Consider the following 22740-nt stretch of genomic DNA (forward strand, 5'->3'; position numbering starts at 1 on the left):
ATTAGCTCATAAAGTTACGTTGGCTGATGGCCGAAGCCATCAAAATATTATTGTTTGTTGACGCTTGTTTGTTTAGTTTTCAAGGAACAAAAATTAAGTTCCGCCGCTTTACAGCGACCTTCTTAATATAACACACTTCCAAGTTGATGTCAAAACTTTTTTTAGTGGAAGTTGCCTCGCTCTCTCAGCAACGTTTTTTAGTATACCAAGGCTTACATCTAAAATCAACAGTTTTTTAATTTTATTTTTTCTACATTGTGCTTTAACCTCGCTTAAGCTTCCTCTTCCTCATATACTTCAGGCAATCAATGGGTGGTGCCACTCTTTTGAACAGGGAAAATAAAATTTTATATCGTTCTTCCATCGCTCTTTTTGCTATAGAATCTATTCTCTCATCTTCAAGATCAAATAAGATTTCTTCCATTTCCCTTTTTATAAGGTACTCTATTTCTTTCACTTCTTTCGCATTAATCAACATTCCGATCATCCATTTACCACCTCTGCTTTTTAATTTGAAGTTATCATTTCCAAATTATTCTATTGTATGTATTTCTTTTGGAAATTCATACTTGTCTGCCTATAGGCATAGGTATAGGACAGGGAGTTCCTTGGACTAGGAGACGAGGAGGGAAAATAATGAACATATTTGTTGTGCTTAATGGTAAGCGTTTGAAACAAGTTATTCTTATCATTGTCTCTGCTTTTTTTGCTGCTTGGATCTTATTTATGGATAATTTAGTTCAAGTACCAGTCTTTTCAACAAAGGATGGTCCTAAAGCGGTCTACAAGGGAGAAAAGGATATTGCCATTACCTTTAATATTGGCTGGGGGGATGAAAAAGCAGCACCGATTCTTGATGTGTTGGAAAAAGAAAATGTAAAGGCGGCTACTTTCTTCCTTTCCGGTTCATGGGCAGAACGGCATCCAGACCTGGTAAACCGGATTGTCAAAAAGGGGTATGAAGTAGGTATCCTTGGTTACTCTTATGAGGATTATACCGACCTTGAAGATACTCAAATTCGGAAAGATCTCGCAAAAGCCCAAACTGCCTTTGGCAAGCTAAATATTAAGGAAATAGACCTAATCCGTGCACCAACAGGCCACTTTGACCAGAGAACCTTGAAAATAGCTGACCGATTCGGTTACACGGTTGTTCATTGGAGTGTTGACTCAAAGGATTGGACCAACCCCGGTGTAAAAAAGATAATCACGAATGTAAGTAAAGCAGGACCAGGAGATATTATCCTTTTGCATGCCTCTGACTCAGCAAAACAAACTGGAAAAGCTCTTCCGCAAATTATTAAAGGGTTAAAGGATAAAGGGCTTAACTTTGTCTCGGTATCAGAGATGATAGCCAACGGAGATGCAAAATCGGAGGACGTTCGGTGATTGCCAATAAACACCAAAAAACCATCCAAGCTACACTTGGATGGCTTTTTCATTTCCTCTTACAAGTTAGTTGCCTTTTTGCTTTTTAGTTTTTAAAGATTGTACAGTTGCCGCCTTTCTTTCTTGAAGCCTCTTCCGATCTTCCTGAGATTTTTGATTAAGCTTATGAAGGACTAGAAGCTGGTATGCGTTACAGGCAAGCAAAGGAAACAACATTAAGAAAAACCAGCTTTTCTCGTTAACTCGAAGAACCGGGACCCATTCAAGAATTGTTGCAACAACAATAAAGAATAAAGCAGGAATAAAGGCTTCCTTATTCGTTTGTTTCATTTTTAGGAAGGCCACAATTAGTCCTACTGCAAGAATAACTAGGGCAGGCACAACATACCGTAGGATGCTTTCCCCTTCCTTAGCAAACGCATCGTACCTTAAATAAATAAGGTCAAACAAAACAAATGCTAGCAAGATTACCTGCACAGCATTCCAGAGCTTGGCTGACCTGAAGATTCCAAGCCCGAAACGATGGACGGTTAAATAGGCAAAAAATCCGGCCTGGCTTAGCAGGCTAAATATCATCCCAACACCGATAAGCCAAAGCATAACTGACAATATTTCAAGTATATTAAAATCTGCAAACAGAGGCGCAAACTCATTCCAGCGAACAATAAACCCGACAATAATAGTCACAAGCGCCCCAAGTATCAATGTGTTGAAAAATAATTTTACCCAATTACGGCTAGTCACAGTTTTTCCCCCAATATGTATAATGCATTTCAATTTTACCATAGGCGGACTAAAAAACCATGCTTTCCTACAACGAATAAATATGAGGATTTTTCTTCATGCTAAAAGTAACTGAATTTGGTGAAGGGGGGCAATCATAATGAAAAAGAAGCTTGTATTGCTTGTATCAGGAGCAATCCTGATTTTATCTGCCTGTACAGGTGGAGGAAACCAGGCTCAAAGTAAGCTGGATTACGAAGAAACAAAGAAGATGCTAGTAGATATCCTTCATACTGAAGAGGGAAAGAAAGCTATTCAGGAAATTGTTACGGACGAAAAAATAAAACAAGAAATGATTATGGACCAGGCTGTTGTAAGTGAGACTATTCAAAAGACGTTAACATCCAAGGAAGGTACGGACTTTTACAAAAAATCACTTGAGAATCCAAAGATAGCCGCCAGCATGGCAAAGGGTATGAAAACCGAAAATGAAAAGCTCCTTAAGGATTTAATGAAAGACCCCGAATACCGGGCGATGATGATTGAAATTTTTAAGGAGCCCGAGATGCAAAAGGAAATGGCTGACGCCCTTAAAAGCAAAGATTTCAGGCTCCATCTCCAAAGCGTCATTGCCGAGTCAATGCAAAGCCCATTATTTAAAGCTGAAATGCAAAAACTTTTATTACAGGCAGCAGAAGAAGCAACAAAATCAGAAAAAAACGCAAAAAGCGGCGAGGGTTCTTAAAGAGGCACCTAACCAAAAGCCTCTTCCAAGGCGGAAGAGGCTTTTTTTTGTACGTCTAGCTCCAGCGCCTATCCCCTAGCAAACTTCAGGTCCCCTCCATACGATAAGTCATGCACGAATGCGCTATCGCTCTTCGTGATTCCTTTATCTCAGTCGAAGCCCCTCCAGTTTGTACGGCGATGACCACTAAGGGAAGCTCCTGAGAATAATCATCGCAGGGACAGGCGGTTTTTGCCTGTCACGAAGGCGCTTGCGCTTTTGTTTTATTATTTTGTTTCTAGAAGATTGATTACCTTATCTGCAATCTTTAAATACGCCTCACCAATTGGGTGATCTTCCTGGTAAACCGAAGGTGCAAAATCCTCTTCATTCCAGTCAGGCTGTCCGAGTGGAAGCTGCCCAATTACTTCTGTGTTCAGTGCCTCGGCAAGTCTTTCACCGCCTCCGCGTCCAAAAATATATTCCTTTTCGTTAGTTAATTTGCTTTCAAAATAAGCCATGTTCTCAATAACTCCAAGAATTTCATGATCCGTTTTTAATGCCATTGCGCCCGCACGTGCCGCAACGAAGGCAGCTGTCGGATGCGGAGTTGTTACGATGATTTCTTTGCAAGAAGGAAGCATGGAATGGACATCAAGCGCAACGTCCCCTGTTCCTGGCGGCAAGTCCAGCAATAAATAATCCAGGTCTCCCCAGCTTACCTCATCAAAAAAACTGTTCAGCATTTTCCCTAACATTGGACCGCGCCATATGATTGGCGAGTTGTCCTCCACAAAGAATCCCATCGAAATGACTTTAACACCGAACCGCTCAACAGGAAGAATTTTTTCGTTTTTTACTGCAGGCCGCTCTGAAATACCCATCATATCAGGCACGCTAAATCCATAAATATCCGCATCTACAAGCCCAACTTTCTTGCCGAGTCTGGCAAGGGACACAGCAAGATTAACCGAAACAGTCGATTTGCCTACTCCGCCCTTTCCGCTTGCAATTGCAATAAAGGTCGTTTTGCTTCCAGGCGCCAGTAGATTTTGCCCGCTTTGAGCCTGCTCTGGACGGTGTGCAGCTAGCACCTCATCCGAAAGCTGACCGAATCTGATCCCTACCGAAGCTGCTCCCGCCCCTTTTAAAGCGTTAACAATTTGCGACTGAAGCTGCAACTGTTCGGCCGTCCCGGTTTTGGCAATTGATATCTTTACACTGACATGGCCCTTTTCTTCTTTTACTTTTATTTCATCAATTGCATTTAATTCACCGAGCGATTTATGTAAAAATGGCTCTTTTAATTCGCTAACTATTTCCCTTACGCTAACCTCAGTGATCATTAAAAAAAGCACCTGCCTTGTTAGGATTGGATAAACTACATTCGGTTTCTATATTATATCATATCAAACTGTCCGGGCTGTTAACTACGACACACCCTCACAGAGTTCCACTATTATTTTGATTAAACTTCACAATGAAAAGCTTCTTTAAATTGTCCTTAAAGAGAAATGCGCATTTTTCCTGTCATGAGGCGCCTCAATCAACTTCTTTAAAAACAATAAAATCCTAACCTAGCCACGTTATAAAGAACTGTCGACAGTAGCAATAACTTCTACAAAAATAAATTAGGGAGACGATTGTCTCCCAGTTTACTGTTATTTTGTATAATAACGGATAATCCCTTTGTAAATGGAGGCTGCTACCATCTCTTGATAAGAATCGCGTTCCAGGTTCATTTTTTCTGTTGGATTGGAGAGAAAGCCAGCCTCAACAAGCACTCCCGGTTTTTCAGAATGTTTGAGGATGAATAGGTCATTTAGTGGTTTGGCTTTTCTTGTAGTATTTTCAAGGTTAACTCTAAGTTCCTTCTGAATTAGCTTCGCTGCTTTTGCATTTTCTTTCAGTTTTGAATTATAGAATGTCTGTGCGCCACTCCATCTTGAGGATGGAATTGCATTTAAATGAATGCTAATAACCAGGTCGGCATCAGAGTTATTGATAATTTTTATTCTTTCTTTTAGGTCTGCTGCTTTTCTGCGGCTATAGCCTTTCATATCAGTCGGTGCGAGATCCCGATCTGTTTCACGTGTCATTAGGACAATTGCCCCTTGTTGCTGCAGGAAATCACGAAGCTTTAGAGATATGCTAAGGGCGATATCCTTTTCCTGCATCGGTCGGTCTCCCGCACCGCCATCAACACCACCATGGCCCGGGTCAATGAGGATCACCTTCCCTGATAAAGGCATACTCCAGGTTGTCCATGTTTTATTTTCATTAAAATCAAACTGGATTATAAAAAACAGCACGACCAGCCCGACCGCAAAGGCAGTCCGTTTCAGTCTTCGTTTCCACACTCCGTCCATCCCCCTGCCTGTCCTTTTCTATATCACTATATGGGCAGGTCAGGGCATTTAGAACAGAAATGAGACGACTAGTGGAGGCGAAGCTTATAACGGCGGCGGCCTTTTTCATATCCTGCCATCCACCACGATCGTACATATTGCTCACACTGGAAGTAAAGAGCCTCAGAGTAGAATCCTTCCTCACCAGCACCCCAATATAACAGGAAATTATAAAGAGTATCAATTAAGTGAGTTTCCTCCGGTTCACATCGTTTAAGTGTCGATTCAATCGCTTCACCACTATGGGCGAATTTTGATAAATTTGCCCCCAGCAAATACGACTCCAGTGCTACATCATAACAAGCCTCTAGAATTCCGGGGTTCTTGAATAGTCCGGCAGTGAGCCTGGTCGAGCCGAAATATTCCTGAACTTTTCTTTTCAATTCCTCTATATTCACTTCACGTAAGACAGAACGTTCATATTTCATCTGTTTTTGACGTCTTTTTTCAGTAAAGGTTGTAATCACATTCAATACATTCACCTCTTAATCCTAGTCTTTATCAGGGTTAAAAAGAGAATACAGCCTCTAGCAGTGATTCGTTTTCCAGATTTGCAACCAATTAGCAATTATCTGGTATACTATCTGAATAAAAAGAAAATTAACAGGCGGAGCCCATAGTTATAACCGTTATATTTCGCCCATTTAAACAGAAAAGAAGGGTTTGTATGAAAAGAAAGGTCCATTACGCTTGGGTTATTTTAAGCGTTTCATTTTTTGGAGTACTTGCGAGCCAGGGTGTTCGTTTTTCCTTTGGTGCTTTCATGGAATCATGGGAAACGTATTTTTCGGCAACACGGGGAACGATTTCTGCCGTGTCGTTTTTAAGCTTTCTTGTTTTTGCCCTTGCCCAGCCTCTTGCCGGTAAAATGATTGATCAATACGGGGTCAGGTTCGTGTTTGTCATTAGTACTGCAATCGTGGGCATCGGTACACTTCTGACCTTTTTTGCAACATCCGTCTGGCAGCTGTTCATCTTGTACGGGATTATCTCTTCAGCGGGTTTTGGCGGAGCATCCGGTGTCACCGCAACGGTGGCGGTCACTAAATGGTTCACAGCAAAGCGCGGCCTGGCACTTGGTCTGGTAGAAGCCGGCTTTGGTGCAGGCCAGATGGTCATCGTTACAAGTTCGATATTCCTAATTGAAATTTACGGCTGGCAAAATACTGTCCTCATACTTGGATTGTTCCTACTGATTGTTGTCTGCCCGGTCCTGGCCTTGCTGCTAAAATCCGATCCTGCGGAAGCGGGGTACGAGCCCCTGGGCGGTGCTGCTCCGCCGGAAGAAACGTCCATTTCCTCTTCGGGTGTTAAAGGGAACGATTCCCTTCCAGGCCGGAAATTCTGGTTTTTGCTGATTCCATTCTTTGTTTGTGGAGTAACGACAACCGGTTTGATGGATACCCATCTAATCCCGTTTGCCCAGTACTGCGGGTTCTCTCCGGTTGTCACCAGTACCGCAGTCAGCCTGCTGGCAGGATTCAATATCCTGGGCACTCTCCTGGCCGGAGTTCTCGCCGATAAAATTGACAACCGGAAAATCCTTGCCTTCCTATATTTTACGAGAGCATTAACCGTCCTCTTCCTGTTTGTGTTCTCTAGCCAGGTAAGCCTGATGGTAATCTTTGTTGAAAATCCTACCCTGCTGCTGATTTTTTCAGTTTCATTCGGGCTCGTTGATTTCGCGACTGTCCCTCCTACAGTTAAACTGATGTCCGAGTACTTTAAAGGACAATCTCTAGGGCTTTTAACCGGCTGGCTGTTCATGAGCCACCAATTCGGTTCTGCACTTGGTTCCTTCATCCCGGGTCTCCTGTTCGACCAATCCGGCAGTTACAGCCTGTCATTCTTATTCGCTGTCGTCCTGCTGATTGGGGCAGGGGTTTTAAGTGCCCTCCTGCCAAAAACCAAAATTCAGGCCAACAGATAATTTTTGTCCAGCCTTGGCAACAGGGCTGGTTTTTATGCAAAAAAATCAAGGCCCCAGCCAATCGGCTAGAGACCTTGATTAAAAAAAGTATAGGCATCTGGGCATTCCTTGATGGCATTCTTAATTAATCCGGATCATTAATAGCCTGTGAAACAATTGCTGTGATGAACAAAAAAGTGGAGTGACAGTACTTTGCACACAAAAAGACCCCCAACCAAATTGGTTGAGAGTCTTTGATAAGCAAAATTAACGCTTTGAGAACTGAGGTGCACGACGAGCGCCTTTAAGACCGTATTTCTTACGTTCTTTCATACGAGCGTCACGAGTCAGAAGACCTGCACGCTTCAGTGTTGGACGGAATTCTGGATCAGCTTGAAGCAATGCACGTGCGATGCCGTGGCGGATTGCGCCAGCCTGGCCAGTGTAGCCGCCCCCTTTAACGTTTACTAGAATATCGTAGCTGCCAAGAGTTTCAGTCGCAACAAGCGGCTGCTTAACAACTTCACGAAGTGCTTCGAATGGAATGTAGTTAGTGATTTCACGATTGTTGACTGTGATTTGGCCATTGCCAGGTACTAGGCGTACGCGGGCAACAGAGCTTTTACGACGGCCTGTGCCGATATATTGAACTTGTGCCAAGTTAATACCCTCCCTTTATTATCCGCGAAGTTCGTAAACTTCTGGTTTTTGTGCTTGGTGCGGATGCTCGCTGCCAGCATATACATGCAGCTTTTTAAACATTTGACGGCCAAGAGAATTCTTTGGAAGCATGCCTTTAACAGCAAGCTCAAGCATTTTCTCGGCGTAGTTAGTGCGCATTTCAAGCGCTGTCCTTTGCTTAAGGCCGCCTGGGTGCTGGGTGTGGCGGTAGTAAATCTTGTCATGCAGTTTGTTGCCTGTAAGAGCTACTTTAGAAGCATTTAGAATAATAACATGGTCACCTGTGTCGACATGCGGTGTAAAAGTTGGTTTGTTTTTGCCACGTAGGATTGCTGCAACTTCGGAAGCAAGGCGTCCAAGAGTCTTGCCTTCTGCATCAACCACGTACCATTTACGCTCGATATTGTTGGCATTCGCCATAAATGTTGTACGCATGAGAGTTTCCCTCCTAATTTAAATCAAAAAAATAGTTCGCGCTTTATATCAGCTAAAAAGGCTACCTGCTCTGTTCCGGGAGCGGTGCCGAAGCGGTTTTGCGCATCAAGTGTCAAGTTCATATATTCTTAATCACGATGAGGCTTTCCGGGGCTTTATCGTGGGATTAAAATACACACATATGATATGATAAACGCTTATGGTTCATATGTCAAGAAAATATTATACACCAGGTTTAGTTGTCAGTAAAAATATTTTAAACGCGCATTGATTATGTGCCTATATGCATATACCATGCTCGTCAGTAATGGACCTTCCACAAGTAAAGTCCGTGAGAAGGAGCGGTTCTCCCAGCTTGAGTCCGGTCTCTTGCTTCAAGCAGTTCCTTCATATCACCCGGTTTCCTGGCACCTGTACCGACCTCTAAAAGCGTTCCAGTCAGAATTCTTACCATGTTATACAAAAACCCATTTCCGCTAAATACCATTACAAGACGATCCTCTTCTTTTGAAAAAGTAATTCCGGATACAGTTCGGACCTTATCCTTTACATCTGTATTTGAAGCGCAAAAACTCGAGTAATCGTGTGTGCCGCATAAATGAAATGCCGCTTCTTTCATCGCTTCAATATTCAAAGAATAGGGATAATGATAAGCAAAATTGCGAATAAATGGGTCTCTATGTTCGCCGAGATGGAGGAAATAACGATATTCCTTCCCTTTTGCGTCAAATCTCGCATGGAAGCCGGAAGCTGATTTAGTAGCCGAAAGCACCACTATTTCACCGCCAAGCAAAGAATTGAGAGCCACTGGCCAGCGCTTCTCAGGTATGGATAGGGGCGAGTCAAAATGAATGACCTGGCCTTTAGCATGGACACCTGCATCTGTTCTTCCAGAAGCTGTGACCCTCACGTTTTCACCTTTATGAAGCTTTGTGAGGGCAGCTTCCAATTCACCCTGGACGGTTCGTTTACCTGGCTGGACCTGATACCCGGCAAAACCTGTTCCATCATATGAAATAATGCATTTATAGCGCTGCATACTTTTCCTCCATTAAGAACGCAACATTGCCAGGACAACTGTCAATGCAACCAATAAAAGGATTTGGATTGTATCTGTCTTTTTCCATTCCAGCTTCCTGAACCTTGTCCTGCCCTCTCCGCCTCGATAGCCCCGCGCTTCCATTGCAGTTGCCAAATCTTCCGCCCGTTTAAACGAACTTACAAATAAAGGGATTAATAAGGGGATGATTGCTTTAATTCGATCCTTAATTGGACCACTGCCAAATTCTACACCACGGGCAATTTGGGCTTTCATAATCTTATCTGTTTCCTCCATCAGTGTTGGAATAAAACGAAGGGAAATGGACATCATTAGGGCAAGCTCATGAACTGGAAATTTTATTTTCTTAAGAGGATTTAACAGTACTTCCAATCCGTCCGTAATTTCTATAGGTGTTGTTGTAAGGGTAAGCAAGGATGTAACAAGTATCAGGAAAAAGAATCTTAAGGAAATAAATATTCCCTGGCGAATCCCTCCGCTGTAAATCTTAATCCAACCAAGTTCCAAGACCACGTTTCCTTCCCGGGTAAGGAACAAGTGCAGCAGGAGAGTAAATATTACTAGCCAAAGGATCGGCTTTAATCCTTCATATAGGAATTTTAGCGGGATCCTTGACAAGCTTAATAAGTAAAAAGTATAAACAGCCAGTAACCCATAGGTAATGACATTATTCGCGAGAAAGACAATGACTACAAACGAAAATACCAAGATAAGCTTTGAGCGCGGATCCATTTTATGAATAGCTGAATCAACTGGGACGTAACGTCCAAAAATCATTTTTTCCATCATGGACGTATACCCCCTTCAAAACGGGCAATTTCTTCAGCAAGATCCTCAATGGTCAAATATGTTTTCCCAAGCTTCACACCAAACTGACGCTCCCACTTCAACTGAAATCGTACTGCTTCTGGAACATCAAGCCCAAGTTCAACAAGTTCAGCAGGATCAGAAAAGATTTCTTCTGGTGTCCCGGTCTTTACTGTCCTGCCTTGATGCATTATTGCAATCAGATCAGCATAGCGGGCTGCATCCTCCATACTATGTGTTACAAGTACGGTAGACAAACCTCTCAATTTATGAAGGTTGTAAAACATATCCATAATTTCTTTTCGGCCGCGCGGATCCAAACCTGCAGTTGGCTCATCCAGGACTAGTACGTCTGGATCCATAGCCAGTACTCCTGCTATTGCCACACGGCGCATCTGTCCACCAGATAACTCAAAGGGCGACTTTTGTAAAACTTCTTCTGCAAGTCCTACCTGTTCAAGTGCAGCTCTCGCCCTTTTTCTTGCATCTTCCTCAGATACACCAAAATTCATGGGCCCAAAACAAATATCCTTTTCAACCGTTTCCTCAAAGAGTTGATGTTCGGGGAATTGGAAAACTATACCGACCTTTTGCCGAACTTCCTTTAGGTTCTTCTCCTTTGTGCCTGCCTGTAATGTACGGTCGCCAATTTTAACAATGCCTGATGTTGGCTGGAGAAGACCGTTTAAGTGCTGCAAGACTGTGGATTTTCCGGAACCTGTATGGCCAATAATGGCAAGGTATGTTCCTGAAGGTATCTCAAGTGATACATCCTGGATTGCCAACCTTTCAAAAGGAGTATCCGCCTGGTACTTATACTCTACTTTTCTAAGTGATATTTCCATAGTTCCCTCACCAACTCTTCTTCCGCCAAGTAGTTCTTCTCCAAGTGAACCCCGTTTCTTTTTAATTCCTTTCCCATTTTCACCGAAAAAGGAATATCAAGGCCAAGGGAAATCAATTCATCATCAAGTGCAAAAATATCTTCCGGAACTCCCTCCCGGTATACTTCTCCACGATTCATGACAATAATTCTGTCCGCTTTGGCTGCCTCATCCAAATCATGGGTAATTGAGATAACCGTTAAGGTTTTCTCGTCCTTAAGCAGCCTGACTGTTTCAAGTACCTCTTCCCTGCCTTTTGGGTCTAGCATGGATGTAGCTTCATCAAGGATGATGATAGAAGGCCTTAAAGCAAGAATGCCAGCTATTGCGACACGCTGCTTTTGCCCGCCTGATAGATGGTGCGGCTCTTGATCGAGAAAATTGCCCATCTTTACTTTTTCCAAAGCTTCAGGTACTCTTACGGCCATTTCTTCTTGAGCGATCCCGTTATTTTCCAGACCAAAAGCCACATCATCCTTAACCGTGGTTCCGACAAACTGATTATCAGGATTTTGAAAAACCATCCCCATCTTCTTTCGGACTTCCCAGACAGTATTTTCATTGAGTGCTAGCCCATCCACCTTGACTATTCCTACCTGAGGATAGTGGAGACCGTTCAGCATCCTGGCCAGCGTTGACTTTCCTGAACCATTATGGCCTACAATTGCCAGCCATTCACCTTTATAAATATTGAAGGTTACATCCCTCACAGCATACCCATCTGCTGATGGATACTGGAACGAAACGTGTTCAAGGCTTATTATTGATTCTGGCATGCTGATCATCCTCCTCTCCACCTATACAACTTCTCTCTGCTAACACAAACCCCTATAATGCAAAAAAAGCCTGCACCCCGCCCCCCTACAGACTTGTACATCAGCTGTAAAAACAGGGTTTCCTTAAAGAAATGGGAGGGGTGCATGAGCTAGACGGGACAGGAAAAGAAGAATCAATCTCTATTCCTTCTTCCGGATTTTATGGGCAAAAATCCAAGCTGACCGGTTATCAAAACGATATTCCAGCCCATCGTAACACTCTTTTTGGCTTGTGCGGTAAAGCGTATTCTTTTGTACAAGCCCCCGAAGGCGCTTCCACTATACTAAAAGAACAGACCGGTATGGAATCTCTCTTGTTAAAAGAGGGCAAGAAATCAGGTCCCTTGCCCTCTATGTGAGTCTATTAAACGAGTTCGATAATAACCATTGGTGCGCCATCGCCGCGGCGAGGTCCAATTTTCATTATACGTGTATATCCACCTTGGCGCTCTGCATAGCGTGGTGCAATATCACCGAACAACTTCTGAACAGCGTCAGTATTGTTTTCAGCATCTGCAACTTCGTTACGGACGTATGATGCAGCCTGGCGGCGTGCATGCAAATCTCCGCGCTTGCCAAGAGTAATCATTTTTTCTACAACAGAACGCAATTCCTTCGCACGTGTTTCAGTTGTCTGGATACGTTCATTGATAATCAGATCAGTTGTAAGGTCACGAAGCATCGCTTTACGCTGGGCGCTTGTGCGGCCTAATTTTCTGTATGCCATGAAGGGTTCCCTCCTTTGTTGAAGTCAGTGAAAGCTATAGTTGGATACACCGGACAAGCCTAGTCGTCCTTGCGCAGACCCAATCCAAGCTCTTCTAGTTTTGCCTTTACTTCCTCGAGTGACTTTCGGCCAAGGTTGCGTACTTTCATCATATCTTCCTCGGTCTTGTTTGCAAGCTCCTGGACAGTGTTAATTCCCGCACGCTTTAGGCAGTTGTATGAACGGACGGAAAGGTCCAATTCTTCAATTGTCATCTCTAGGACTTTTTCTTTTTGGTCTTCTTCTTTTTCAATCATGATCTCGGCATTTTGCGCTTCATCGGTAAGACCCACAAAGATATTCAAATGCTCAGTCAGGATTTTGGCTCCAAAAGCAATAGCTTCCTGAGGCCCAGTGCTGCCGTCTGTCCATACATCCAAAGTAAGTTTATCATAGTTGGTCATTTGTCCAACACGAGTATTCTCTACTTGATAGGATACACGGGATACAGGAGTATAGATCGAGTCAATCGGAATAACTCCAATCGGCTGGTCTTCCCTCTTGTTTTGATCGGCTGGTGTATAGCCTCTTCCACGCCTAGCAGTCAAGCGCATACGAAGATGTCCGTTTGATCCCAATGTTGCAATATGCAAGTCAGGATTCAGGATTTCCACATCACTATCATGAGTAATGTTTCCGGCTTTCACCGTACCTTCGCCCTGTACATCGATTTCAAGCGTCTTTTCTTCATCGGAGTATATTTTTAATGCGATTTTCTTAATGTTTAAGATAATGGATGTAACATCCTCAACGACGCCTTCAATTGTTGAAAACTCATGTAGTACCCCATCGACCTGGATCGATGTGACTGCTGCACCTGGGAGTGAAGATAGTAGGATACGACGTAAGGAGTTACCCAGAGTTGTACCATATCCACGCTCAAGTGGTTCTACGACGAACTTCCCGTACTTGGCATCATCGCTGATCTCAACCGTTTCGATTTTTGGTTTTTCTATTTCGATCATCAAATATACCCTCCTTCAAAACGTCGAAAACCCGGCCTCAAAATCCGGCCGAAATTCCCCCATGTATTCGTCCCTGTTTGTGCACAACAACTGGAATATTGATTCTGCTAGAACGAAAATAATAGTATCATATCCCATTATAGACATGGATACGAATTCTATACAGAAAAATTAAACACGGCGGCGTTTTGGTGGACGGCAACCATTATGAGGAACTGGAGTTACGTCTTTAATCGCAGTAACTTCAAGACCAGCGGCTTGAAGAGCACGGATTGCAGCTTCACGGCCAGCACCAGGGCCTTTAACAGTTACTTCAAGAGTTTTTAGTCCATGTTCCATTGATGTCTTAGCAGCAGTTTCAGCAGCCATTTGCGCAGCGTATGGAGTGGATTTACGGGAACCCTTGAACCCAAGCGCACCTGCACTTGACCATGAAATAGCATTACCATGAACGTCAGTGATGGTTACGATTGTATTGTTAAAAGTTGAGCGAATATGTGCGATACCTGCTTCAATATTCTTTCTCACACGGCGTTTGCGAGTATTAGTTTTACGTGCCATTTGTAAGTACCTCCTTTACTGATTATTTCTTCTTGTTCGCTACAGTCTTACGTGGACCTTTACGTGTACGAGCATTGTTCTTGGTGTTTTGGCCGCGAACAGGCAGGCCACGGCGGTGACGAAGGCCACGGTAGCTTCCGATTTCCATCAAGCGTTTGATATTAAGGGATACTTCACGGCGAAGATCTCCTTCTACCTTTAGCTTATCAATGATGTCACGGATTTTGTTCAGTTCATCTTCAGTCAGGTCACGAACACGAGTATTTTCAGAAACGCCCGCTTCAGCAAGAACCTTTTGAGCTGTATTTTTACCAATACCATAAATGTAAGTTAATGAGATGACCACGCGTTTTTCACGAGGAATATCTACACCAGCAATACGTGCCATAAAATATGCGCACCTCCTTTAGAGTTAACCTTGTTTTTGTTTGTGTTTAGGGTTTTCACATATAACCATAACTTTTCCGCGTCTACGGATAACTTTGCACTTTTCGCAGATCGGTTTTACAGATGGTCTTACTTTCATTATCCTAACCTCCTTAGCAGTTCGGAGTGCAATCGGCTTATTTAAAGCGGTAGGTAATCCTTCCGCGTGTTAAGTCGTATGGAGACAGCTCCACTGTCACTTTATCGCCAGGCAGAATTCGGATGAAGTGCATACGGATTTTGCCGGAAACATGGGCAAGTACAGTATGGCCATTTTCTAATTCTACCTTAAACATGGCGTTTGGCAAAGTTTCAGTTACCTTACCTTCAATTTCAATTACATCATCTTTAGCCATCGAAATCGTCTCCCTTCTCTAGATCGGACAGGCGTTTGTTTAAATCTTGTAAAGCGAAGCGCAGCTTCCCAATTTAGTGGCGCAGCCTGTGACCTTGTTACTGTATTAAACTTCTGGAGCTATGCGGTCCACTAGTTGGAGATGCCTGATAACTTTCTTCTCGGGCAATCATTCTTTCGCGTAAAACAATAGCCACCAGAACAATTTTCTCATCAACCAACTTTATGATTATAACATATTGGCTACTGCCCCGTCCTTTTTTAACATGCCAGAGGATCTGAAGGTCAATCCAGTTTCCTTATAGCAATAAGAGAATTTTCATAGCCTTCATCGACTAATTGCAATCCTCTGTTCAAAGTGAGCAGTTTTGCCAGTTATCGTTACAACTCTCTTTAGCCACTGTTTGGACATATCGGCTTCCCGCATTCACCATCGGCTCAATTGCCAGCACTATTCCAGGCTTCTATCCACGTAAATTAATAGGTGGGCTTACTTAAAGACCGTGTGAGTCTTCATGTAAGTCTTGCCCTACACCGTATCCGGCATACTCGCGCACAACGGAAAAACTGTTTTCTTCTACATACACCTGAATCGCATGCGAGATAGTTGAAAGACGCTCGCCTGGCAATGCCTTCTTCAGCCCTTTAAATCACTCATTCCTTCACACACAATAGCCGAGTTGTTATCTCGACACTTCTACGAACAGGATAAGTACAGGCCGAGATAATAATAATAACCAATGTGGACTATCCAGGAGCGTACGCTGCATATTACAGATAATCCTTAACGAAGGCCTGCAAGCAATGACTCAATATCATTAAAAACTTCAGAGATTTCGCGCTGGCCATCGATATTTCGCAAGTAGCCTTTTTCAGAATAGAAATCAAGCAGCGGCTTGGATTGTGCCATGTTTACGTCAAGCCTGTTTTGAACAGTTTCGGCATTATCATCAGCCCTTTGATAGAGCTCGCCTCCACAGCGATCACAGGTACCCTCTTCCTTAGGAGGATTGAAAACAAGATGGTATGTTGCTCCGCAGGACTTGCATATGCGTCGGCCAGTCAAGCGTTCCAATAAAATCGAATCATCAACCTCGATGTTGAGGACAAAATCGATTTTTTTGTTCAGCTCAGAAAGGATACCTTCCAATGCCTCTGCTTGTGGAACAGTCCTTGGAAAACCATCGAGAAGGAAACCTCTTTCGCAATCATCCTTACTTAGACGTTCACGTACAATTCCAATCGTTACTTCATCCGGGACAAGCGCCCCTTCATCCATATAGGACTTAGCTTTCAAACCGAGTTCCGTACCTTCCTTCATGGCTGCACGGAACATATCTCCAGTAGAGATATGAGGAATGTTATAGCGGTCAACTATTCTTTCTGCCTGAGTGCCTTTCCCGGCACCAGGAAGGCCCATTAATACTAAGTTCACATCAACACCCCCTTAGGGATTAAGTGGTTTTAGGGAACGTATGTCCCCAAAACCATTTTTTACTTGATAAAGCCCTTATAATGGCGTTTTACTAACTGAGCTTCCAATTGTTTCATTGTTTCAAGCGCAACACCAACAACAATCAATAGGCTGGTACCACCAATCTGTGCAGATTGAGGCAGGTTGGCAACTTGAATGAAGATGATTGGAAGGATTGCAATAACAGCAAGGAAAATTGCTCCGACAAATGTTAGTCGATACAACACGCGGGTAAAGTATTCTTGCGTTGGTTTACCAGGACGGATTCCGGGAATGTAACCACTCTGCTTTTGCAGATTTTCGGCAGCTTGTTCCGGATTCACCTGAATGAACGCATAGAAATACGTAAACGCGATAATCAATGCCGCATACATAATCATCCCAACCGGATGGGTATAATCGAATACTCGCTGAATCCAGAGAGTAACATCATTTGTTGGAAAAAACGAAGCAATTGTCCTTGGAGTGATGATAAAGGACACAGCGAAGATTACTGGAATAACACCGGCAGCGTTAACTTTTAGCGGCATGTGTGTCGATTGTCCGCCAACTGGTGTACGTCCTGCAGTCATCCGCTTTGCATATTGAATCGGAATTTTCCTGGTAGCTTGCTGAACAAAGATAACTCCAACAACGATTGCAACAACAGCCAAAAGTAAAAGGATAACAATCAGGATATTGATAAACAACTTATCCCCTACATTTTGAAATTGTTGAATGTAAATTTGGTTCACTGTAGTAGGGATTCCCGCTGCAATGCCCGCAAAGATAATAATTGAAATACCGTTTCCTACGCCTTTTGAAGTGATTTGTTCGCCAAGCCACATCAAGAAGGCTGTGCCTGCTGTTAACACAGTTGCAATCAACAAGTACGTTGGAATGTCCGGATCAACAATCAATTGGCTTTGAGTCATATTGTTAAACCCGTATGACATACCTAATGCCTGGATAAATCCAAGCACAATAGTAAAGTAACGAGTAAATTGAGCTAACTTTCGCCTTCCTGCATCCCCTTGCTTTGACCACTCGGTAAATTTAGGGACAACATCCATCTGCAAGAGCTGAATGATGATGGAAGCAGTAATATAAGGCATGATCCCCATTGCTAGAATAGAGAAGTTTTGCAGCGCTCCTCCGCCGAACGTATTCAAGACTCCAAATACGCTGAACTGATCTTGAGCTGCTAGAATGTCTGCATTGACGTTCGGCACCGGAATAAAGGTCCCGATACGGAAAATCAATAGCATTAATAAAGTGAAAAGGATTTTATTCCTTATTTCAGCCACGCGCATAAAATTGGAGATTGTCCGGAACATTAGATCACCTCAGTGTTTCCACCAGCAGCTTCGATTGCTTCCTTGGCAGCAGAGGAAAATTTATGAGCTTTTACAGTCAATTTCTTCTCAACGTTCCCTTTTGCAAGAATCTTGATTCCTGCTTTCTCGTTCTTAACCAGGCCAGCTTCGATAAGAAGTTCTGGAGTAACTTCTGTACCATCTTCAAAGCTGTTTAGGACATCAAGGTTAACAATCGCATATTCCTTACGGTTAATGTTTGTGAAACCGCGCTTAGGAAGACGGCGGAATAAAGGCGTTTGACCACCTTCAAAACCTATACGAACACCACCACCGGAACGGGCATTTTGACCTTTATGACCTTTACCAGCAGTTTTACCTTGACCAGAACCAATACCACGACCTAGACGTTTACGTTCTTTGCGGGAACCTTCTGCAGGTTTTAATTCATGAAGTTTCATTTGGGCACCTCCTTATTGAAAGAAAAGAATCGATTATTGTTCTTTAACCGTTACAAGGTGAGCAACCTTGTTGATCATACCACGAATAGCGGCATTATCTTGCTGCTCAACGGTTTGGTTTACTTTTCGCAATCCGAGAGCCTTAACTGTTTCGCGTTGGTCCTGTGGGCGTCCAATTACGCTTTTAGTGAGGGTAATTTGCAATTTGTTAGCCATTTGATTTCCCTCCCTTAACCTAACAGTTCTTCTACTGATTTTCCGCGCAATTTAGCAACTTCTTCGGCACTCTTAAGCTGCTTCAAGCCATCTATAGTTGCACGAACCATGTTGATTGGAGTGTTCGTTCCAAGGGATTTCGATAGGATATCACCGACACCTGCAAGTTCAAGTACAGCACGTACAGGTCCACCTGCGATAACTCCAGTACCTTCATAAGCTGGTTTTAAAAGGATTTCACCAGCTCCGAAACGGCCAATTACCTGGTGAGGTACAGTCGTTCCAACCATTGGTACTTTAATTAAGTTTTTCTTGGCATCTTCGACAGCCTTACGGATGGCATCAGGAACTTCCTGAGCTTTCCCTGTTCCAAAGCCGACATGGCCATTCTTGTCTCCAACTACGACAAGAGCCGTGAAACGGAAACGACGTCCGCCTTTAACAACCTTTGCTACACGGTTGACGGTAACTACGCGTTCTTCAAGTTCAAGTTTGTTTGGATCAATGCGACGCATCTTTATGTGTCCCTCCTTTGTCTATTAAAATTGCAGACCGTTTTCGCGAGCAGCATCTGCAAGAGCCTGGATACGCCCGTGATATAGATATCCTCCGCGGTCAAAGACAACAGATGTGATACCTTTTTCTACTGCGCGTTTTGCTACTAATTCGCCGACCTTTTGAGCTGCTTCGATGTTATTAGTAGATTCAAGACCGAAATCTTTTTCCATACTTGAAGCACTCGCAAGAGTAACTCCGTTCACATCGTCGATTAACTGAGCATAAACATGTTTATTGGAACGAAACACATTCAAACGTGGACGGGCTGCAGTTCCGCTAAGCTTGGAACGGACACGTGCATGCCTCTTCTTACGGCTCGCGTTTTTATCAAGCTTCGTAATCATTTACGTCACTCCTTTCGTAATACTATGCGGCTTTATTTACCTTTCTTGCCTTCTTTGCGACGGACAACTTCGCCTTCATAGCGAATTCCTTTGCCTTTATAAGGCTCTGGAGGACGGACGCCACGAATGTTGGCTGCAAGTGCGCCTACACGTTCCTTATCGTTACCTTTAATACTAATCTTTGTATTAGCAGGTACTTCAATTTCAAGCCCAGCTTCAGGCTCGATCTCAACTGGGTGTGAATAACCAACGTTCAGTACAAGCTTGTTACCTTGCTTGGATGCCCGGTATCCGACACCAATTAGTTCCAAATTCCTTTGGAAACCAGTTGATACACCTTCAACCATATTTGCAATAATAGCACGAGTAGTGCCATGCAATGCGCGAATTTCCTTCTCATCGGAAGGGCGTGTTATTGTAACAGTTTTTTCTTCTACGTTGATAGAAATTTCAGGGCTGAAAGAACGAACAAGTTCACCTCGTGGTCCTTTTGCAGTAACTGTATTTTTATCTATCGAAATCGATACTCCTGCAGGAATTTCGATTGGTTTTTTACCTACGCGTGACATTTAGTGCACCTCCATTCATTCGGAAACTTTCTTACCAGATGTATGCTAAAACTTCGCCGCCAACTTGCTTTGCGCGAGCTTCTTTGTCAGTGATGACACCTTGGGATGTAGATACAAGCGCGATACCAAGGCCGTTCAATACACGTGGAACTTCGTTAGACTTTGCATATACACGAAGGCCAGGCTTTGAAATCCTCTTTAGGCCAGTGATAACACGTTCGTTATTCGCACCGTACTTCAAGAAGATACGGATAATGCCTTGCTTATTGTCGTCAATTAGTTCGACATCACGAACGAAACCTTCACGCTTAAGGATTTCAGCAATTTCTTTTTTGATATTGGAAGCAGGTACTTCCAGCTTTTCGTGGCGAACCATGTTCGCGTTACGGATGCGGGTAAGCATATCTGCAATCGGATCTGTCATGACCATTTATTTTACCTCCTTCCCAGACTTGGGGTTTACCAGCTAGCTTTTTTAACACCAGGAATCTGGCCTTTGTATGCTAATTCACGGAAACAAATACGGCAAAGCTTAAATTTGCGGTAAACAGAGTGTGGACGGCCGCAACGTTCGCAGCGGGTATACTCTTGCACCTTGTATTTAGGCGTGCGTTTTTGCTTCGCAATCATTGACTTTTTAGCCACGTTTTCGCCTCCCTTATTTTCGGATTACTTTTGGAACGGCATACCAAACTGAGTTAAAAGCTCACGTGCTTCCTCATCAGTGTTGGCAGTCGTTACGATGACGATATCCATACCACGGACTTTGCTAACTTTATCGTAATCAATTTCAGGGAAGATTAACTGTTCTTTCACACCAAGTGTGTAGTTACCGCGGCCGTCGAATGCTTTCTTGGAGATTCCGCGGAAGTCACGTACCCTTGGAAGAGAGACTGAAATTAATTTGTCGAGGAAATCATACATGCGTTCACCGCGAAGAGTGACTTTCGCACCAATAGGCATACCCTCACGAAGGCGGAACCCAGCGATTGATTTCTTAGCGCGTGTAACGATTGGCTTTTGGCCAGTAAGCAATGTAAGTTCTTCAACAGCATTGTCAAGGGCTTTTGCGTTTGCAACTGCGTCGCCAACACCCATGTTTACAACGATTTTTTCTACTTTTGGAACCTGCATAACAGATTTATAGTTGAACTTGCTCACGAGAGCAGGAGTAACTTCTTTCACATATTTTTCCTTTAGGCGGTTCATCTATAGTACCTCCTTTCTCAATGGACTACTTATCTAATACTTCACCGGATTTTGTAACGCGTACCTTTTTACCATCAACAACTTGGTGTCCAACTCGGCTTGGTTTGCCGGATTTGTCGACAGGCATTACGTTCGATACATGGATAGGTGCTTCCTGGCTGTTGATGCCACCCTGCGGATTGGCCTGAGAAGGTTTTGAGTGTTTTTTAACAATGTTCACACCTTCAACCAAAACGCGGCTTTGTTTCGGATAAGCCTCAAGGATTGTTCCTGTCTTGCCCTTATCCTTGCCAGAGATGACCATTACTTTGTCACCTTTTTTTACGTGCATCTGTGCGCACCTCCTTAAAGGCATTTTGAGTTTGTATTATGTCAAGTACTTATAATTAAAGTACTTCTGGAGCAAGTGAAACGATTTTCATAAAGTTGTTGTCGCGCAGTTCGCGTGCAACAGGCCCAAAAATACGAGTTCCACGTGGGCTCTTGTCATCACGGATAATTACACATGCGTTTTCATCAAACTTAATGTAAGTACCGTCTTGACGACGCGCGCCGCTCTTAGTCCGTACGATTACTGCTTTAACAACATCGCCTTTTTTAACAACGCCACCTGGTGTTGCTTGTTTGACTGTGCAGACGATCACGTCGCCAATACCAGCCGTCTTTCGGCCGGAACCACCAAGGACTTTAATTGTCAGTACTTCACGGGCGCCAGAGTTGTCCGCAACTTTTAAACGGGTTTCTTGTTGGATCATTCGTGTAACCTCCCTTCGGATGAAAGCTTATCCGAACAATTAGATAATAACTGCTTTTTCAACGACTTCCATAAGGCGGAAACGTTTTGTAGAAGAAAGCGGGCGTGTTTCCATAATGCGTACTACGTCACCGATCTTCGCTTGGTTTTGCTCATCATGAGCCTTGAATTTCTTAGAGTATTTAACGCGTTTACCGTAAAGAGGATGCTTTTTGTGTGTTTCGACAAGAACAGTAATGGTCTTATCCATTTTGTCAGAAACAACGCGTCCGGTGTAAACTTTGCGTTGATTGCGTTCGCTCATTAGGCGGACCTCCTCTCAATTATCGATTGTTAACGCCGATTTCTCTTTCGCGGACAACAGTTTTCATGCGTGCGATGGACTTGCGCACTTCCCTGATGCGGGCAGTGTTTTCAAGCTGTCCAGTCGCCAATTGAAAGCGAAGGTTGAAAAGTTCTTCTTTTAATGATTTGACTTTTTGCTCAAGTTCGGCAGTGGTAAGGTCACGAAGTTCATTAGCTTTCATTTGATTCACCACCAATTTCTTCACGTTTTACAAACTTGCACTTAACAGGCAGTTTGTGAGCAGCAAGGCGCAGTGCCTCACGAGCGGTTTCTTCAGGAACACCGGCAACCTCAAACATGATTCTACCAGGTTTCACAACTGCTACCCAGCCTTCAGGAGAACCTTTACCGGAACCCATACGGACTTCAAGAGGCTTTGCAGTATATGGCTTATGAGGGAAAATCTTAATCCACACTTTACCGCCACGCTTCATGTAACGAGTCATTGCGATACGGGCAGATTCAATTTGGCGATTTGTGATCCAGGAGGCTTCAAGTGCCTGCAGGCCGTACTCGCCGAAAGTAACTTCTGTTCCGCCCTTTGCTAGACCGCGCATATTTCCACGGTGTTGACGGCGGTATTTTACACGTTTAGGCAATAACATG

Annotated in this window: 36 protein-coding genes and 1 pseudogene; 4 read left to right on the top strand and 33 right to left on the bottom strand. The window is 43.5% G+C overall.

Features of this window, described 5'->3' with window-relative positions; genetic code table 11:
• Positions 1-262: 262 nt before the first annotated feature.
• On the bottom strand, positions 263-487 hold the full coding sequence (locus tag TY16_RS08965; protein ID WP_043931521.1) for a hypothetical protein: 225 nt from the start codon (positions 485-487) through the stop codon (positions 263-265).
• A gap of 149 nt (positions 488-636) precedes the next feature.
• Here TY16_RS08965 and pdaB point away from each other — a divergent pair, with 149 nt between their 5' ends.
• Positions 637-1389 carry a polysaccharide deacetylase family sporulation protein PdaB gene (pdaB, locus tag TY16_RS08970; protein WP_043931522.1) on the top strand — a complete coding sequence of 251 codons (753 nt, stop codon included), beginning with the start codon at positions 637-639 and terminating at the stop codon, positions 1387-1389.
• A 66-nt stretch (positions 1390-1455) separates the two neighbouring features.
• Here pdaB and TY16_RS08975 read toward each other — a convergent pair whose 3' ends face one another.
• Entirely contained in the window at positions 1456-2133 is a 678-nt protein-coding gene (locus TY16_RS08975) for a KinB-signaling pathway activation protein (RefSeq protein WP_043931524.1), read from the bottom strand.
• 139 nt (positions 2134-2272) lie between these two features.
• Here TY16_RS08975 and gerD point away from each other — a divergent pair, with 139 nt between their 5' ends.
• The gene (gene gerD / locus TY16_RS08980; RefSeq protein WP_043931525.1) at positions 2273-2857 is read left to right on the top strand and encodes a spore germination lipoprotein GerD; all 585 of its coding nucleotides are present in this window, start codon (positions 2273-2275) and stop codon (positions 2855-2857) included.
• 266 nt (positions 2858-3123) lie between these two features.
• Here the strand turns inward: gerD and TY16_RS08985 are convergent, their stop codons facing one another.
• From TY16_RS08985 to TY16_RS08995, 3 genes are all read right to left on the bottom strand, one after another.
• Entirely contained in the window at positions 3124-4182 is a 1059-nt protein-coding gene (locus tag TY16_RS08985; protein ID WP_043931526.1) for an Mrp/NBP35 family ATP-binding protein, read from the bottom strand.
• A gap of 315 nt (positions 4183-4497) precedes the next feature.
• Positions 4498-5196, bottom strand: coding sequence for an N-acetylmuramoyl-L-alanine amidase CwlD (gene cwlD / locus TY16_RS08990; RefSeq protein WP_231505589.1), 699 nt, complete (start codon positions 5194-5196; stop codon positions 4498-4500).
• Between the two features lie 77 nt (positions 5197-5273).
• Positions 5274-5717 (bottom strand): DUF2521 family protein, encoded by a 444-nt coding sequence (locus TY16_RS08995; RefSeq protein WP_043931529.1) that lies wholly within the window; start codon positions 5715-5717, stop codon positions 5274-5276.
• Positions 5718-5911: 194 nt separating this feature from the next.
• On the opposite strand from TY16_RS08995, the gene TY16_RS09000 reads away from it, so the two are divergent.
• On the top strand, positions 5912-7174 hold the full coding sequence (locus TY16_RS09000) for an MFS transporter (protein ID WP_043931530.1): 1263 nt from the start codon (positions 5912-5914) through the stop codon (positions 7172-7174).
• A 246-nt stretch (positions 7175-7420) separates the two neighbouring features.
• Here TY16_RS09000 and rpsI read toward each other — a convergent pair whose 3' ends face one another.
• From rpsI to TY16_RS09030, 6 genes are all read right to left on the bottom strand, one after another.
• The gene (rpsI, locus tag TY16_RS09005; RefSeq protein WP_043931532.1) at positions 7421-7813 is read right to left on the bottom strand and encodes a 30S ribosomal protein S9; all 393 of its coding nucleotides are present in this window, start codon (positions 7811-7813) and stop codon (positions 7421-7423) included.
• 18 nt (positions 7814-7831) lie between these two features.
• Positions 7832-8269 carry a 50S ribosomal protein L13 gene (gene rplM, locus TY16_RS09010; protein WP_043931533.1) on the bottom strand — a complete coding sequence of 146 codons (438 nt, stop codon included), beginning with the start codon at positions 8267-8269 and terminating at the stop codon, positions 7832-7834.
• 301 nt (positions 8270-8570) lie between these two features.
• Entirely contained in the window at positions 8571-9308 is a 738-nt protein-coding gene (gene truA / locus TY16_RS09015; protein ID WP_043931535.1) for a tRNA pseudouridine(38-40) synthase TruA, read from the bottom strand.
• A gap of 12 nt (positions 9309-9320) precedes the next feature.
• Positions 9321-10118, bottom strand: coding sequence for an energy-coupling factor transporter transmembrane component T family protein (locus TY16_RS09020; RefSeq protein ID WP_043931536.1), 798 nt, complete (start codon positions 10116-10118; stop codon positions 9321-9323).
• Positions 10115-10981 (bottom strand): energy-coupling factor ABC transporter ATP-binding protein, encoded by an 867-nt coding sequence (locus TY16_RS09025; RefSeq protein WP_043931538.1) that lies wholly within the window; start codon positions 10979-10981, stop codon positions 10115-10117. Before TY16_RS09025 ends, TY16_RS09020 begins: the two co-directional genes overlap by 4 nt.
• On the bottom strand, positions 10957-11796 hold the full coding sequence (locus TY16_RS09030; protein ID WP_043931539.1) for an energy-coupling factor ABC transporter ATP-binding protein: 840 nt from the start codon (positions 11794-11796) through the stop codon (positions 10957-10959). The genes TY16_RS09025 and TY16_RS09030 overlap by 25 nt, the downstream gene beginning before the upstream one ends.
• A gap of 140 nt (positions 11797-11936) precedes the next feature.
• On the opposite strand from TY16_RS09030, the gene TY16_RS09035 reads away from it, so the two are divergent.
• On the top strand, positions 11937-12194 hold the full coding sequence (locus TY16_RS09035; RefSeq protein ID WP_155922195.1) for a hypothetical protein: 258 nt from the start codon (positions 11937-11939) through the stop codon (positions 12192-12194).
• Between the two features lie 5 nt (positions 12195-12199).
• Here TY16_RS09035 and rplQ read toward each other — a convergent pair whose 3' ends face one another.
• From rplQ to rplP, 22 genes and pseudogenes are all read right to left on the bottom strand, one after another.
• Positions 12200-12562 (bottom strand): 50S ribosomal protein L17, encoded by a 363-nt coding sequence (gene rplQ, locus TY16_RS09040; RefSeq protein ID WP_043931542.1) that lies wholly within the window; start codon positions 12560-12562, stop codon positions 12200-12202.
• Positions 12563-12621: 59 nt separating this feature from the next.
• A complete protein-coding gene (locus tag TY16_RS09045; RefSeq protein WP_043931543.1) occupies positions 12622-13566 on the bottom strand; it encodes a DNA-directed RNA polymerase subunit alpha in 945 nt (314 codons plus the stop codon).
• A gap of 171 nt (positions 13567-13737) precedes the next feature.
• A complete protein-coding gene (gene rpsK, locus TY16_RS09050; RefSeq protein ID WP_043931544.1) occupies positions 13738-14127 on the bottom strand; it encodes a 30S ribosomal protein S11 in 390 nt (129 codons plus the stop codon).
• Positions 14128-14149: 22 nt separating this feature from the next.
• Positions 14150-14515, bottom strand: a complete 366-nt coding sequence (gene rpsM / locus TY16_RS09055; RefSeq protein ID WP_043931545.1) for a 30S ribosomal protein S13 — start codon at positions 14513-14515, stop codon at positions 14150-14152.
• Between the two features lie 24 nt (positions 14516-14539).
• Positions 14540-14653, bottom strand: coding sequence for a 50S ribosomal protein L36 (rpmJ, locus tag TY16_RS09060; RefSeq protein ID WP_000868344.1), 114 nt, complete (start codon positions 14651-14653; stop codon positions 14540-14542).
• Positions 14654-14690: 37 nt separating this feature from the next.
• Positions 14691-14909, bottom strand: a complete 219-nt coding sequence (gene infA, locus TY16_RS09065) for a translation initiation factor IF-1 (RefSeq protein ID WP_026693344.1) — start codon at positions 14907-14909, stop codon at positions 14691-14693.
• 327 nt (positions 14910-15236) lie between these two features.
• Positions 15237-15558 (bottom strand): annotated as a pseudogene (locus TY16_RS26130) (M24 family metallopeptidase); the annotation flags it as partial.
• 134 nt (positions 15559-15692) lie between these two features.
• Entirely contained in the window at positions 15693-16343 is a 651-nt protein-coding gene (locus TY16_RS09070; protein WP_043931547.1) for an adenylate kinase, read from the bottom strand.
• A gap of 59 nt (positions 16344-16402) precedes the next feature.
• Positions 16403-17698: a preprotein translocase subunit SecY gene (gene secY / locus TY16_RS09075; RefSeq protein ID WP_043931548.1), complete on the bottom strand. Its 1296-nt coding sequence runs from the start codon at positions 17696-17698 to the stop codon at positions 16403-16405.
• Positions 17698-18138: a 50S ribosomal protein L15 gene (rplO, locus tag TY16_RS09080; RefSeq protein WP_043931549.1), complete on the bottom strand. Its 441-nt coding sequence runs from the start codon at positions 18136-18138 to the stop codon at positions 17698-17700. Before rplO ends, secY begins: the two co-directional genes overlap by 1 nt.
• Positions 18139-18171: 33 nt before the next feature.
• Positions 18172-18354, bottom strand: a complete 183-nt coding sequence (gene rpmD, locus TY16_RS09085; RefSeq protein ID WP_043931550.1) for a 50S ribosomal protein L30 — start codon at positions 18352-18354, stop codon at positions 18172-18174.
• Positions 18355-18368: 14 nt separating this feature from the next.
• Positions 18369-18869: a 30S ribosomal protein S5 gene (rpsE, locus tag TY16_RS09090; protein WP_043931551.1), complete on the bottom strand. Its 501-nt coding sequence runs from the start codon at positions 18867-18869 to the stop codon at positions 18369-18371.
• A 24-nt stretch (positions 18870-18893) separates the two neighbouring features.
• A complete protein-coding gene (rplR, locus tag TY16_RS09095) occupies positions 18894-19256 on the bottom strand; it encodes a 50S ribosomal protein L18 (protein ID WP_043931552.1) in 363 nt (120 codons plus the stop codon).
• 32 nt (positions 19257-19288) lie between these two features.
• Positions 19289-19825, bottom strand: a complete 537-nt coding sequence (rplF, locus tag TY16_RS09100; protein WP_043931554.1) for a 50S ribosomal protein L6 — start codon at positions 19823-19825, stop codon at positions 19289-19291.
• Between the two features lie 31 nt (positions 19826-19856).
• Positions 19857-20255, bottom strand: a complete 399-nt coding sequence (rpsH, locus tag TY16_RS09105; protein WP_043931555.1) for a 30S ribosomal protein S8 — start codon at positions 20253-20255, stop codon at positions 19857-19859.
• Between the two features lie 29 nt (positions 20256-20284).
• Positions 20285-20470 carry a 30S ribosomal protein S14 gene (gene rpsN, locus TY16_RS09110; protein WP_009499044.1) on the bottom strand — a complete coding sequence of 62 codons (186 nt, stop codon included), beginning with the start codon at positions 20468-20470 and terminating at the stop codon, positions 20285-20287.
• A gap of 24 nt (positions 20471-20494) precedes the next feature.
• Complete coding sequence (rplE, locus tag TY16_RS09115) at positions 20495-21034, bottom strand: 50S ribosomal protein L5 (protein WP_043931557.1); 540 nt, start codon at positions 21032-21034, stop codon at positions 20495-20497.
• A 25-nt stretch (positions 21035-21059) separates the two neighbouring features.
• On the bottom strand, positions 21060-21365 hold the full coding sequence (gene rplX / locus TY16_RS09120) for a 50S ribosomal protein L24 (RefSeq protein WP_043931558.1): 306 nt from the start codon (positions 21363-21365) through the stop codon (positions 21060-21062).
• Between the two features lie 55 nt (positions 21366-21420).
• On the bottom strand, positions 21421-21789 hold the full coding sequence (gene rplN / locus TY16_RS09125; RefSeq protein ID WP_043931559.1) for a 50S ribosomal protein L14: 369 nt from the start codon (positions 21787-21789) through the stop codon (positions 21421-21423).
• Between the two features lie 39 nt (positions 21790-21828).
• Entirely contained in the window at positions 21829-22092 is a 264-nt protein-coding gene (rpsQ, locus tag TY16_RS09130; protein WP_043931560.1) for a 30S ribosomal protein S17, read from the bottom strand.
• Positions 22093-22111: 19 nt separating this feature from the next.
• The gene (rpmC, locus tag TY16_RS09135) at positions 22112-22315 is read right to left on the bottom strand and encodes a 50S ribosomal protein L29 (RefSeq protein ID WP_043931561.1); all 204 of its coding nucleotides are present in this window, start codon (positions 22313-22315) and stop codon (positions 22112-22114) included.
• A complete protein-coding gene (rplP, locus tag TY16_RS09140) occupies positions 22305-22739 on the bottom strand; it encodes a 50S ribosomal protein L16 (RefSeq protein WP_043931562.1) in 435 nt (144 codons plus the stop codon). The genes rpmC and rplP overlap by 11 nt, the downstream gene beginning before the upstream one ends.
• Position 22740: the final 1 nt, after the last annotated feature.

Origin of the sequence: Bacillus sp. EB01 (assembly GCF_000613125.1) — a bacterium.
GTDB lineage: Bacteria > Bacillota > Bacilli > Bacillales > Cytobacillaceae > Bacillus_D.